We start from the raw sequence: 12,239 nt of genomic DNA, 5'->3' as shown, positions 1-12,239 counted from the left end.
CTTTCCAAGGGACATACTTCATGCAGTTGCGCATCAGATGAACAATGCAGAGCTGTATTTGCGTTTTGGGATACACCGCTTCGATGGCGTTGGGAAAGCCTTTAAGCCCATCGCAACAGGCAATCAGAATATCCTTCAATCCTCGATTTTTCAGGTCGGTGAGCACTTTCAACCAGAATTTAGCACCCTCGGTTTCGGCTTCGCCTATCCATAGACCCAGCAGTTGTTTCTCGCCCTCTCGGTCAATGCCCAGGACCACGTACACCGCTCGTTTGCTTACACGGCCTGACACTTTGATATTCACGTACAGGGCATCGAGATAAACGATTGGGTAGAGCTCGTCGAGGGGACGGGCCTGCCAGGCTTTGACATCGTCGCTAACGGTATCAATCACCTCGCTAATCACCGACGCTGATATCGTGGCTCCCCCATATAATTCCTTGAGCTGGGCACTGATGTCACGAGTGCTCATCCCTCGGGCATACAGCGCCAAGATCTTTTCATCGAGTCCGGCTAATCGACGCTGATGTTTGGGCACCAGTATCGGTTCAAAGCTGCTGTTGCGGTCGCGAGGGATGGACAGTTCCAGTTCACCGTCCTCCGATTGCACCGTTTTCTTCGAGCTGCCATTGCGACTATTTCTTGGCTGCTCATCCGCTGGACTCGATTCAAGATGATGATTGAGTTCTCCCGCTAAGGCGCGTTCCACCAGGCGCTTTTTGATTTGCTTCATCAGACCCGACTCGCCCAAAATATCCTCAGGGGTGGCGCAGTCTTCCAGTAGTTCGTCTAGTAATTCATCAACGCGATTCGGTTCTTTCTTCTTACGGGCCATGAGGCGATCTCCTAATGTACATGGATGATAGATCGCTTACACAAAATTATGGACAGTCCCTCTCAAGACCACCACCACTTCCTCCAACTTTAGCTCCGTTAAGGTTAGCGTTACTGAGATTTGCGTCGAACAGGAAAGCATCTCTAAGGTCTGCACCTCTGAGGTCTGCATAGCTAAGGTTAGCTTCCATTAGCCCAGTGTCTCTGAGTTTGGCATAGACCAGGCTGGCATTACTTAGGTCTGCTCCACCGAGTTTAGAACCGCTCAGGTCTGCCCCACTGAGTTTAGTCCCGCTCAGGTTAATGCCACGAAGATTAGCATTGCGAAGATTGGCAAATTCTAGGTTGATATCGCTGAATTGAGCCTTGCCAGTGTCTAAGAATACGAAATTTATCCCACTGAGATCGGCATGGCTTAGATTAAATATGGTTTTGCCCAAAATATCAACGTCTAACAAAAACTGGATGACAGCTTCTTTTCTCACTGGATCATCTTTAAGTCTTCGAAGGATAGATAATGTTCTAGCACGAATGACATCCATAGCAGTCGTTACTAACTCCCGTTCTTCATCTGTTGGGATGGGATGCTTGACCTGTAGATTTTTATAAGGGGCGATGGTAACTAATGTTTTGGGATTCTCATAAACTCTCGTTGATATTGCTAATAGGTTTTTTTCTATTATCAAAGATGACAAGCGATCATAGTAGGTTTGTAAAATCTCCTCTTTTTCATTATCGGCAATACGCTTTTGTTTCTTCCGTTGGTAGTAAATACCAAGTACCGCAATGGATAATGGCACTCCCAGTAAACTGAGCCAGTCCCAAAGTGTTTTTCCTGGTTCTGATGTTGCAATGGAAACAATGTCTCCGCTCTTATCCCTTTTGATGCCAATTTCTATTGCGTCTCCCTTTCCAAATCCAGTCCAATCAGCCCAGTTATCTACGATTACCATCACTACTAAAACCTGGATGCTAATTGCAATAAGGCCAAAGATAATTGGTGTTCGATGTTTATTTATAAAATCCTGAAACTTTTCCTCAAGAAACTTTCCCAGGAAAAATAGCCTTACCAGTACTTCTGCAAACAGTTTTCCAAACATTGTTATCCTTGCTCAAAGCCATATATTTCTATCTGTAGCATTACTTCTATTTGTGTTGTAGGCATGTAGGTGTGAATGAAAACCGGAGCATAGCAACACGGAAAAATTGTTTAGCTACCAGTTGCTAGATTTTTACTATCAGCCGTCACTTATTGCAATATCGCAACTCCCTCAATCCCAACCTAACCCTCATCCCTGGGCAACTTAGGGCTGTCCCACACCGACTGCGACGATGGAGCCTACGACGATTAAGATCGACTATCCCGAGTGGATGAGTGACGCAGAAAAACAGGCGATGGACGATAGCTCAACGCTCTGTTGGAGCATCGTCAGTTTGCCAGTGAAGCGGAAATGAACCAGGCGATTCAGGAAGCGGTGAAAACGCTGGGTATGGCTCTACATTTTGCCCCGTCACCAGCGCCGCTCTGGCTAGAGCGGTTGCCGTTGATTATCAGTGCGATGATTTTGGTGGTGGGGCTTTCCTGGCGCTATGGTTTAGGCCAATGATGGCGATTACCCACGCTGCGATCGCAACCGCAGGCGCTTCCTTATTCCTAGGTACAGCCGCCCCTTTGCCTTTGGGGTTAGCAGTATTGGGCTCCCAGCTGCCCGATATGGATACCACCACCAGTCTAATCGGCCAAATCTGCTTTCCCATTAGCTCATGGATTGAAGATCGCTACCCCCATCGGTCCATCACCCATTCCCTATTAGCGACGGTCACACTAGCAGCAATATCTCTAGGAATAGGGTTTGCGCTGGGGGCAATAAAACCATGGCTAGCGCTGCCATTGGGCCATGTGCTGGCCTGCTTTGCCGATTGCTTCACCCGTCAGGGAGTCCAGCTATTTTGGCCCGTTCCAGTGTGGGCCATCAGCGTTGGCAATCCTAAACGCAGAATCTATACGGGTGGCCCCGGTGAATATTGGGTGCTCTCTATTGCCATAGCAATATTGGTCACCGGCCTGTGGCTGGCGGGTGCGGGTGGTGTGCAAACCCAGGTGAATCAGGGTTTGGGTCTGCGGGATGGTGCGATCGCAACCTACAACCGTAATGCTGCCACTGCCGAGGTGTATGCCGATATTATCGGTGTGTGGAGTTATGACCGTACAGACGCCACTGGTAGCTATCTGATTCTCGGCAATGAAGGCTCAGAATTTATTGTCACGGATGGTAAAGGTGTTTATAAAACAGGTGAACGCATCATTGCTGAAAAGCTCACAACTAAGACAGGTAAGCTAACACAGCGAACAACAAAGACTCTCTTGTTAAATGATCAGGACCTGGCAGCAGCACTGGGAAGTCTGATGAATTCCTATCCTGGCAACAGCATTTATCTCAGCGGTTCAATTGCTGTTGATTTTCCAGAGGAGATCCAGATCGTTAGCGATGGACAGCAGCTGGAAACCATAGCCGTATCTGGGGAATCCGTGACGCTTAGCTACCATCCGGTAGAGCTGGCGATCGCACAGCTCAATAACCAGTGGGCCACTGGCACCATCACCGCCCTGATTTTGGAATGATTCGACGCACTCTCTCTTATCTACTGAGCACAGCAGTGTTGATAGGGGTGACTGCCTTTGGTGAGATTTATGGCCCGTATCCCCCAGAACCAGTATTATCAACCACTACAAGCGACGACCCCAGGCGGCTAACCATTAATGTCTCGGTTGCTGACCCAGAGGATTTAAAGGTCAAGGAAGGCGACCGGGTCTTCGCTACCCAGCTGCTGGCCGACCGTGGGCGGGAACGTAGACGACTGGAGGCTCAGGCGAAACAGCTTGACCTGGCACTGCACCGGCTAGAGGTAGCCACCATCACCCCGCCACTGCCACCGGCTACCCCACCAGCTATCGAAACACCAACGTATTTAGAGCAGAATGCGGCGATTGATAGAGCAAAGGCCGATATAGACCAGGCTGAGGCGGCGATACAGGCAAAGCACCAGGAAATGGCCTACCTGGCAGAGCTACCGAACCTTAACCCATTGGTATTGGAACATGAGTCAGCGAACCTGGCAGAGCTGCAGCGGGAACATACTGTCGCTGTGCGGGACTATCAGCTAGCCCTGGGTAAACGCTCAACGGCGGAGTATGAATATTCACGGGCCGTGGCCATCGATGCCAGTGCTAGCAATCGTGACCAGCTGAGTTATCAAAGCCAGTGGGCACAGTATGAACAGCGGCTCAGGGACCGCGACTATCGGATATCTCAAACTCGTTTAAAGCTGGATGAAATTGACAATGCGATCTCAAACTTGGCCGTCATCCGCAGTCCCTACGCTGGCAGGATTCGGCGGGTTAAGTGGCTGGGTCAGGATGCTAGCGGTCTGCTTAATGTTGAAATTACTCTCATGGTCCGCGCCAGCACTGGCCCTTCCTTGTCTGAACAGTTCGATGGAGTGTCTAGAGATGCTGACCCAGCAGGCGATAGCGCAGTCATCAGAGATTGAGACAATCAACCAACAGCTGGAACTTACGGCTGAACGACAGGATTATGCAGAAGCACGGCAGTGGACCAACTATCTGACGATTGACCCAGTGCGGTTAATACAGAACGTTTTGGGCGGTGGCGATGTGCAGCGAGATCGGCTTGAGATCGCAACACTCGAACTCGAAGCCGCTAATCTGATTCGCCGTCGTGAGGAAGTAGTCGAGGGCATTGCCCGTGAGATCGTTGACCTAGTACTAAACTATGAGCACCTGGACCGACAGGCCATGCTGCTGACATCGCAGCTGGAGAGTCATCAACTACAGGTGGCAGTGGCCGAGGCTAGATACCGAACGGGGCAGGGGTCAACGGCTAGCATGATTGGTCTGTGGCAGCAGACCGACGACCTGGCGGCTCGGTGCTCTGAGCATCGTATCGGGCAAGCTCAGGACATACGCGAACTGGAGATATTGATCGGTGAAGAAGATTTGGCAACGCAGAGGGTTTATGCCAGCGGTCATCGTGATTGGGCTGGTTGCGATTTCACCGAAGCTATTCTCCAAACAGATTAACGCTGCCATTGATGCCGCAGCTGGTGGGCAAAACACCGAATGGTATCGGGTGTTGGAAGGCTCTATTTACGATGGTGATACGCTGCGGGTTGAACGTGGTGACCAGGAGCTGAAAATCAGATTTTGTGGGACGGATTCGCCTGAGATAGAGCAACCAGGAGGGATTGAGGCACGGGACCATTTGCGATCGCTAGTTGCTCAAGGTGATGGGGCTATCGGTGTAGTGCCGATTGAGAAAGATCGCTATGGCCGCACAGTGGCTGACCTGTTTGTTATCCGTCCTGATGGTTCAGAAATTCACCTTAATTCTCAGATGGTGATGGATGGGATGGCCTATCACTATAAGAAATATTCAGGCAGTTGCCCACAGCCAGATGTTTTAGTGCGTGCTGAGGAGATTGCTAAGGAGCGATTAGCGGGAGTGTGGGCAATTCCTAATACTCAATATCCATGGAATTATAGAAAAAAGAATCGATAATTTCGTGAGCATTGCAACAACCAAACCTTTTGATGAAGATATGGAGCCCAGGAGATATTGTCTGTTTAATTTCTTTTTTCGCCTTTAGTCTTTGAAGCCAAGCTGCAGATACTATTACATTTCTGGATTGTATTATGGCATCACCCATAGGGGTACTTTTTCTCTTTAAGCAACTAAATTACGCTATTTAGCTTGTATCAATCAGACTATTGACACATCAAATTTATCGCCGTCCTATGCGTTGGCTAGTTTATAACCACGGGGATAAAAAGGACGTGTGGGAAAACTCAACGTAACATATCTCACACAATTCGAGTGTCAACAAAGAAAAATGTGTTCGGAGTGAAATTAGGATGATTATAACTGTTATTAAAGCAATCATGTTTGGTGCTGCAATATTCCTTACCGCTGGATTTGCATTGCTTGGATGTATTGGTAACCCACTTGAGTGTCCAGCTATAAATCCTGAAGTAGCAGCCGCCCCAATTGGTCAAATAGTCGTCAAAGCAATTGTGTGGCTAGGACCTTTTGTTGCACTATTAACAGGAACAGATTTATTGCTTGACTTCTTGGATAACAAATCTGAAAGTGACGACAAAGACTCCCATAACAAATCTAAAAACGACGATAACAAATCTGAAAGCGACGATAACAAATCTGAAAGCGACGATAACAAATCTGAAAGCGACGATAAAGAAGCATAGTTCTTGATAATCAATTTAGGGATTTGAGTAATATTAGAGTAAAAAAATACGCTAAATATCCTGAAGTTCTTGTACTCATAGAATCTTTTTCAACAGGAGTTCAGGAGTAGCTGTCAAAGCATATCAAAAAGATGATTCTTAAAATTATCTTCCTGTATGTTTTAAAGCCTTAGCGTTAGATTCTATTCGATTAGCCTCAAATCCCTACACTAGCTGCACTAACTTCTTGACCTGTTTCTCTAAGGTAGTAAGTCGTCGTGCCATGGATGCTACACCATTTGGATCTGTTTTTTCCAAATATAGGCCAATGGCTTCCTTAACCACATCACTGGGTGTGCGACCAGTTTCAGTTGCGATCGCACATATTTGGTCATGCCAACTATGGGGAATCCGGGCCGAGGCGATGGGTTTGCTCATGGTGTAGACGGTGTAAACAGCGTTAACAGTGACTAGGTAAGGCGTTAGCTACTTTATTTGTCGCTGAAACTGTAGACACTGTTAACCGTGTAAACACTTACAAACATTGAGTTAGGCCCCATGTGACAGTTGAAATTTGCCGGGGTCAATTCTCAATAAACAGCCACGTATTTTGGGCGTTTGAGCCAAACCCTTGAAAACTCGTTTACCAACTGACTGATTTATACTTGTAATTTAGTCAGTTTGGGAATTTGGACTTGGGTGATGCTGCAAACCAGCGTGACTAATTTTAAGCGAGGAAAAAATAGTCAGTATCGCAGTCGTGAGTATCTAACGGCGGATGAGATGCAACGGCTAATGGACGCGGCTGAAAACAGAGGGCGGCATCCTATTCGCGATCTCACCTTATTGTTATTGATGTATCGCCATGGGCTGAGGGCCAGTGAAGCGGCTTCGCTCCGTTGGGATGCGGTGCTGATGGATGATGGTTTGCTTAATATCAAACGGTTAAAGGGCAGTAAAAGCGGTGTACATCCGCTCAAGGCTGATGAGCTAGCGGTGTTGGCTAGCCTCAAAGTTGTTGCGCCGGGTCAATATCTGTTTCCCAGTGAGCGAGGGACCCATATTACGTCCTATGGCATTGCTAGATTAGTAAAGCGATGTGGCGAACTGGCTGACCTGCCGTTTAAGGTCCATCCCCACATGTTACGCCATGCCTGTGGTTATCATCTTGCCAATCAAGGGTTTGATACTCGGCTTATTCAGGAGTGGATGGGCCATCGGGATATTAAAAATACAGAGCGCTACACGGCACTCAATGTTGAACGGTTTAAGGAGATTCAATGGTGAGTAATTGACTTTAGATAACCCAAAGTTGTTGTTTCACTATGGCGTTGTCTGAACTGTTGGATATGTTGAGTCTACAGGGGTGATATTTGATGTGGTATGTACCAGCACACCAGAGCCACACAGTATTGCTACTGCTATGGATAACAATTTAACGATTGTTGGACCAGATAGTCGGAGATTGAGTTCTAAGCCATCAGGTTCTGGTGTGGGCGGTGTTGACATTGGTTGTTTCTGGCGAAAGAACATTGGTTTATCCCTCGTTGTATAGCAAGCGAATTGAGACTCAGTCGTCAATGGTATGGTCTTGATTAGAGCCTAAAAACAGGTTATCCAATTGAATCTGAACGTAATAAACCCAAAGAAGAAAAACTAATTCGTGCATCAGTCGTCGCCTGATAGCCCAAGGTGACATATCTGTTTTTTTAAGTCGGCGTTGTAGATACCCTAATTCGGCAACACATTCTTCTGGAAGAAAGGCTATGAAATGGGCTGTACGCGACAGACTTATTGAGAGTCGAAGTTGAACAAGCATTACCAACAAACTAAGCAATACAAGTAATGACGTCCCCCACAAAATCCTTGACCGCCTTAAAATACGGGTGCGATTAGACTCACTACTCAAAAGAGTTTCTAAGGAACTTCCTTGCAGCAGTGATAATTCGTGGATTTGTTCTAATTCCCTAGCTATGATGGACACAAGTAAGCTTTTATTCGTTCTATCCAGAGTCTGCTCCAGGGTCTGCAACTGTCCCCGAACCTGCTGCGGTAGCAGAGCTAGATTCAGGCTCTGCTCCAGAGTCTGTTCAAAAGCCTGTAACTGAACCCAAACCTGCTCCCGAGCTTGCTCCAGATCTTGAGTCCGATCCTGAACTCGAGCTTGTGCTTGCGCTTGCGCTTGCGCTTGCGCCTGAAGCCGAATTCGAGCCTGCTCCTGAGGCATATTCAGAACCAGATCGCGAGCCAGCATCTGATTCTGAGTCAAGACATGAGCTTGCTTCAGAGCCTGCTCCTGATTCTGAACCCGAGCCGGGAAGTTGCTAAGAGCTTTGATCAGAGTACCTTCATGAACCCAAATCTGCTCCAGAGCATTAATTTGGGCCTGCAACCGAGCTAAGAGCTGTTCCTGAACTTTTTCAGGAACCAAACTGAAATCTAGAGTTAGAGACTTGTCCAAAGCCCAAACTCGTTTCAAGGATTGAGTCTTCTCTTGAGCCTGAACTTTCTCCAGTGTATGAATCAGGGCCTGATGCTGACCCAGGATTTGTTCCAGAACCTCTTCCTGAAAAACATCCTGAGTCCAAATCTGCTGAAAGGTCTGAGTCTGCTCCAAAGCCAGAGTCAGAGAAGACTCAAGTGTGTGAGCGTTAGTTTGTTCCCAAATCAAGCCCAAATAGATAGTCATCACCCAAGCCTGATTCAGATCCTGATCTAGATCCTTAACTTGAGTTACCCCCTCAGCTTGAGTCAGAACCCAAGCTCGCCCTAAAGCCTGAGTTAGGGTGCGAGTCTGAGACGGCTCTAGATTCGAATACACCAACCTAGTGACCTGTAAATTCTGCGTTTGGGCAATTCTCTGAATTTTTGATTTTGCTTGGCCTCGTTCTTCTGCAGAGCTTTGTTCATTTGTCAGCGTATTAACTGCTTGAGACAGCTCTAAGACCCATGGTTGATAAACAGTGCGATACTTCAATATTGTTCGCCACTGCAGAGCTGAAAATCCAAGAACAATAAGACTACTTACTCCCACTAATAAACGATCGCGCCAAAGATTCCTTATCCTGCGCTTAAGTCGCTTCTCCACCTCAAGTTCCTCCTCAAGTAGCTGGAGCCTGACCCGCTCTCTGAGCAAGCAATGCGCGATACTCTTGCACCGCTCTTAGAGATTTCACCCCTAAGCCAGTCACCTTGTAATACTTCCGTCGAGCACCCCCTGACTCATCTACCTCATCACCCCATTGCCAGGACACCAACCCCTTCTTCTCAAGACGATTCAGTGCAGGATATAAGCTGCCAAACTTCAGCTCACTAGGGCGACCTAGATTAAGCTGGTCCAGAATCTCCAGACCATACAGCTCACGCCCCATCAACACAGTAAGAACATCCTCATCTATTGCCGAGATGCGCACTGGTTTTTGATCCTTATCATCAGAATCTTTCTTCTTCTTGGAAGGCATAACACCAACCTCTACACTGACATCGATTCAATATCGATATCTACATACTATTGTAAAAACATATAATTATGTATATTTTTCTAGAAGATTTTTGGCAAATCCCTCAAACGCCTTTCCTGACTGGCGAATAGGCTGCTAAAAATTTTAAGGAAGTCGCTTAGTAAAGGGCTGAGAACGCAATTCTACCCTCAACTGATACCCCAACATTGCTTAGCCAACTATCCAAATGGTCAGATATCCAACCGTCTGACTATTTTGCTATCAGCCGCTCCAAATCCACCTGATACCGCTCCGCCAAAAGCTCAGCGATAATATCACTCATATCCACATCCCCATCACTATCAAACGCCTCCCGCTTCAGCGCCCGGTGCAAATCCACCGGAATATAAACCAACAGCTTCTGATAATCCGGGCGTTTGTTCTTACCCATCCCCTTCGACACCGGCACCCTCGGCCCTAAATCCGCCCCATCGTCAGAGGCCGCATTGATCAATTGCTCAATCGCCTCAGCATCCCGTTTGGGTCTCGGTTGCGGCATTAGCCAACCCCCATCAGTTTCAGAATTTCCTTAGTCAGATTGGTCACCTCTCGCTGGGCCTTTTCATCCTTTAGCTCGTAGATAGTGGCCCCATCGGCACAGCGCTGAAACGCCACCCGCTGATGCACCACCGTTTTTAGCAAGTCACCATCCATCTCCTTAATCACCTGGCGCAACTCCCGATCCAACGAAGACCCCACCACTGCTTTACTCACTACATAGGCAATCTTGATGTCAGTGTAGATGGCCCGGATCGGGTCCATCCGTTCCAAGGTTTGCTCGGCAGCCCACAGATCATAGGACGATGGACTGATGGGGATTAACACCAAATCCGCTGCTGCCACTGCAGATAACGTAATCGCCTCCGCCCGCCCTGGCGTATCAATCAAACAATCATCATGACTGCCCTGCAACGCATCAATATCCCGATTCAGCGTTTTCCTGGCCGCCGCCAATACCGTAAACGGCGGTCTCGACACCTCATCCCGAATCGCAGCCCAATCATTAACCGAACCCTGGGGGTCCGCATCCACCACCACCACCGAACGGCCCAACCGTGACAGCGCCGCCCCAATATTTACACACAGCGTCGATTTACTCACTCCGCCTTTTAGGCTGACAATGGCGATTCTCATGGCAAAACCAGTGGTCTGGCAGCTAGCCTACACTGACATTCCATCGCTGGTTAATCAGCTATCTGAATATCTAGATAGCTGGCTATCTGCGAGTTCTTAGAATGCTGTTTTGGAAAGGCGATGAGATCGCAGGTCTCCAATCCTGGCAGGAGCATTTTATGTTCACTAGGGAAATTTTGGAAGGCTTGTGGTTTCGTTGATATTGAATCATGTGATCGGAGAGAGCTAAAACCGGTTGCTTGGGGTCCCTTGTATGTTGGGTAGCGCATCAGGGATGCTAGTAATAGCCATCATTTCATGCAATCCAAACTGGGGGGTCCCTAGAGCTAACCAAGCTCGGTCGGAGAACAGCGGATTGCGCCTGATGAGCTACCTGCCCCATCCAACGACTAGCCTCGACAGTATCAAAGGTGTTGCCATCGGTGCAACGCAACCTGAATTAACAAGGACAGAGTCGATAGTGGATGGAGTTGACGATTGTCCGATAGGAGCCTCTATCTCATGTCTCTTCCGTGCTTAGGAATCGATGTTGGCAAGCATAAACTGTATGCGGCCTTACTGCTGAGAGCTGATAAGAAGCCGAAACGAAAGACTGTGAGTAATGATGCCTCAGGGCACCAAGCGTTAGTAAACTGGCTGGCATACCATCAAGTGGAGCGTGTTCACGCCTGCGTGGAAGCGACCAGTACCTATGCTCATCCGGTGGCTCGCACTCTCCACGAGCAGGGGCATGTGGTCACCATCGCTAATCCTAAACAAATCAAAGCCTATGGCGAGAGCCTATTGGTGCGGACAAAAACGGACCGGGTGGATGCGAGCCTTATTGCGCAGTTCTGCTTCGAACGCAAGCCGCGAGCATGGACACCACCGGCTCCTGAGGTGGACGCATTGCAAGCGCTTGTTCGTCGTTTGGATGTGCTTGAGAAGATCATGAGTCAAGAACGAAATCGATTGGAAACCACCCCTGAGGAGCTGGTGGAGGCTATCAAGCGACATCTGGAATTTCTTAAGGGCGAGTACAAATTGCTGTTGGAAGAAATTAAACACCACATTGACCGTCACGACCATCTAAAAAAACAACGCGATCTGATTACCTCGATTCCCGGAATTGGCGACAAAACAGCGGCGATTATTCTGGCTGAGGTTGGCGATATCCGGTTCTTCAAAAGTGCTCGACAACTGGCGGCTCATGCTGGTTTAACGCCCAAAAACCATGATTCTGGTAGCTCTATCCACAAGAAACCTAGACTCTCAAAAATGGGTAATGCGCGATTGCGAAAAGCCTTATATATGCCAGCGTTAGCGTCCATTAATCACAATCTTGTGATTGCTCAGTTTCGGGACCGTTTACTGGCAGCCGGAAAGCTCAAAATGCAGGTGGTCGGTGCAATTATGCATAAATTGATTCGATGGGTCTTTGGGGTATTACACTCGGGGCACCCTTTTGATGCCAACAAAGCACTCGCTGCTCAGGCTTGACATTCACAAGAGCACACAGTATCTCCGAG

General features: G+C 48.1%; 15 protein-coding genes. 8 read left to right on the top strand and 7 right to left on the bottom strand.

Features of this window, described 5'->3' with window-relative positions; all coding sequences use genetic code 11:
- Nucleotides 1–835, bottom strand: an 835-nt coding sequence (locus N836_RS48455; RefSeq protein ID WP_023071377.1) for an IS256 family transposase, incomplete at its 3' end; no start/stop codon positions are given.
- Nucleotides 836–881: 46 nt separating this feature from the next.
- Nucleotides 882–1,934, bottom strand: coding sequence for a pentapeptide repeat-containing protein (locus N836_RS77480; RefSeq protein ID WP_023071954.1), 1,053 nt, complete (start codon nt 1,932–1,934; stop codon nt 882–884).
- 318 nt (nt 1,935–2,252) lie between these two features.
- On the opposite strand from N836_RS77480, the gene N836_RS48450 reads away from it, so the two are divergent.
- The 6 genes from N836_RS48450 (at nt 2,253) to N836_RS48425 (ending at nt 6,118) form a co-directional block, all read left to right on the top strand.
- Nucleotides 2,253–2,441, top strand: a complete 189-nt coding sequence (locus N836_RS48450) for a hypothetical protein (RefSeq protein ID WP_023071953.1) — start codon at nt 2,253–2,255, stop codon at nt 2,439–2,441.
- A complete protein-coding gene (locus N836_RS48445) occupies nt 2,438–3,457 on the top strand; it encodes a metal-dependent hydrolase (protein ID WP_031292243.1) in 1,020 nt (339 codons plus the stop codon). Before N836_RS48450 ends, N836_RS48445 begins: the two co-directional genes overlap by 4 nt.
- The gene (locus tag N836_RS48440; RefSeq protein ID WP_023071951.1) at nt 3,454–4,386 is read left to right on the top strand and encodes a hypothetical protein; all 933 of its coding nucleotides are present in this window, start codon (nt 3,454–3,456) and stop codon (nt 4,384–4,386) included. Before N836_RS48445 ends, N836_RS48440 begins: the two co-directional genes overlap by 4 nt.
- Entirely contained in the window at nt 4,346–4,936 is a 591-nt protein-coding gene (locus tag N836_RS48435) for a TolC family protein (RefSeq protein WP_023071950.1), read from the top strand. Before N836_RS48440 ends, N836_RS48435 begins: the two co-directional genes overlap by 41 nt.
- Nucleotides 4,872–5,414: a thermonuclease family protein gene (locus tag N836_RS48430; RefSeq protein WP_081716825.1), complete on the top strand. Its 543-nt coding sequence runs from the start codon at nt 4,872–4,874 to the stop codon at nt 5,412–5,414. Before N836_RS48435 ends, N836_RS48430 begins: the two co-directional genes overlap by 65 nt.
- Nucleotides 5,415–5,767: 353 nt before the next feature.
- Nucleotides 5,768–6,118: a hypothetical protein gene (locus N836_RS48425; protein ID WP_023071948.1), complete on the top strand. Its 351-nt coding sequence runs from the start codon at nt 5,768–5,770 to the stop codon at nt 6,116–6,118.
- A gap of 204 nt (nt 6,119–6,322) precedes the next feature.
- Here the strand turns inward: N836_RS48425 and N836_RS48420 are convergent, their stop codons facing one another.
- Entirely contained in the window at nt 6,323–6,535 is a 213-nt protein-coding gene (locus N836_RS48420; RefSeq protein ID WP_023071947.1) for a hypothetical protein, read from the bottom strand.
- A gap of 264 nt (nt 6,536–6,799) precedes the next feature.
- Here N836_RS48420 and N836_RS48415 point away from each other — a divergent pair, with 264 nt between their 5' ends.
- Nucleotides 6,800–7,384 (top strand): tyrosine-type recombinase/integrase, encoded by a 585-nt coding sequence (locus N836_RS48415; protein WP_023071946.1) that lies wholly within the window; start codon nt 6,800–6,802, stop codon nt 7,382–7,384.
- A gap of 283 nt (nt 7,385–7,667) precedes the next feature.
- Here the strand turns inward: N836_RS48415 and N836_RS73100 are convergent, their stop codons facing one another.
- The 4 genes from N836_RS73100 to parA form a co-directional block, all read right to left on the bottom strand.
- Complete coding sequence (locus tag N836_RS73100) at nt 7,668–9,185, bottom strand: hypothetical protein (RefSeq protein WP_152532101.1); 1,518 nt, start codon at nt 9,183–9,185, stop codon at nt 7,668–7,670.
- 13 nt (nt 9,186–9,198) lie between these two features.
- On the bottom strand, nt 9,199–9,558 hold the full coding sequence (locus N836_RS48405) for a PadR family transcriptional regulator (protein WP_023071944.1): 360 nt from the start codon (nt 9,556–9,558) through the stop codon (nt 9,199–9,201).
- Between the two features lie 250 nt (nt 9,559–9,808).
- A complete protein-coding gene (locus tag N836_RS48400; RefSeq protein WP_023071943.1) occupies nt 9,809–10,096 on the bottom strand; it encodes a hypothetical protein in 288 nt (95 codons plus the stop codon).
- Nucleotides 10,096–10,731 (bottom strand): ParA family partition ATPase, encoded by a 636-nt coding sequence (gene parA, locus N836_RS48395; RefSeq protein WP_023071942.1) that lies wholly within the window; start codon nt 10,729–10,731, stop codon nt 10,096–10,098. Before parA ends, N836_RS48400 begins: the two co-directional genes overlap by 1 nt.
- A gap of 501 nt (nt 10,732–11,232) precedes the next feature.
- Here parA and N836_RS48390 point away from each other — a divergent pair.
- On the top strand, nt 11,233–12,210 hold the full coding sequence (locus tag N836_RS48390) for an IS110 family transposase (protein WP_023070498.1): 978 nt from the start codon (nt 11,233–11,235) through the stop codon (nt 12,208–12,210).
- The last annotated feature ends 29 nt before the right edge of the window (nt 12,211–12,239 follow it).

The sequence above is a fragment of the Leptolyngbya sp. Heron Island J genome, assembly GCF_000482245.1.
Taxonomy (GTDB): domain Bacteria; phylum Cyanobacteriota; class Cyanobacteriia; order Phormidesmidales; family Phormidesmidaceae; genus Leptothoe.
This window is presented reverse-complemented; position numbering and strand designations above follow the sequence as displayed.

Bases quoted from the DNA above. Each gene is read 5' to 3' on its own strand.
- N836_RS48445 (WP_031292243.1), top strand. From the start codon at position 2,438: ATGATGGCGATTACCCACGCTGCGATCGCAACCGCAGGCGCTTCCTTA.
- N836_RS48425 (WP_023071948.1), top strand. From the start codon at position 5,768: ATGATTATAACTGTTATTAAAGCAATCATGTTTGGTGCTGCAATATTC.
- N836_RS48390 (WP_023070498.1), top strand. From the start codon at position 11,233: ATGTCTCTTCCGTGCTTAGGAATCGATGTTGGCAAGCATAAACTGTAT.
- parA (WP_023071942.1), bottom strand. From the start codon at position 10,731: ATGAGAATCGCCATTGTCAGCCTAAAAGGCGGAGTGAGTAAATCGACG.
- N836_RS48440 (WP_023071951.1), top strand. From the start codon at position 3,454: ATGATTCGACGCACTCTCTCTTATCTACTGAGCACAGCAGTGTTGATA.
- N836_RS77480 (WP_023071954.1), bottom strand. From the start codon at position 1,934: ATGTTTGGAAAACTGTTTGCAGAAGTACTGGTAAGGCTATTTTTCCTG.
- N836_RS48430 (WP_081716825.1), top strand. From the start codon at position 4,872: ATGCCAGCGGTCATCGTGATTGGGCTGGTTGCGATTTCACCGAAGCTA.
- N836_RS48405 (WP_023071944.1), bottom strand. From the start codon at position 9,558: ATGCCTTCCAAGAAGAAGAAAGATTCTGATGATAAGGATCAAAAACCA.
- N836_RS48435 (WP_023071950.1), top strand. From the start codon at position 4,346: ATGCTGACCCAGCAGGCGATAGCGCAGTCATCAGAGATTGAGACAATC.
- N836_RS48400 (WP_023071943.1), bottom strand. From the start codon at position 10,096: ATGCCGCAACCGAGACCCAAACGGGATGCTGAGGCGATTGAGCAATTG.
- N836_RS48420 (WP_023071947.1), bottom strand. From the start codon at position 6,535: ATGAGCAAACCCATCGCCTCGGCCCGGATTCCCCATAGTTGGCATGAC.
- N836_RS48415 (WP_023071946.1), top strand. From the start codon at position 6,800: ATGCTGCAAACCAGCGTGACTAATTTTAAGCGAGGAAAAAATAGTCAG.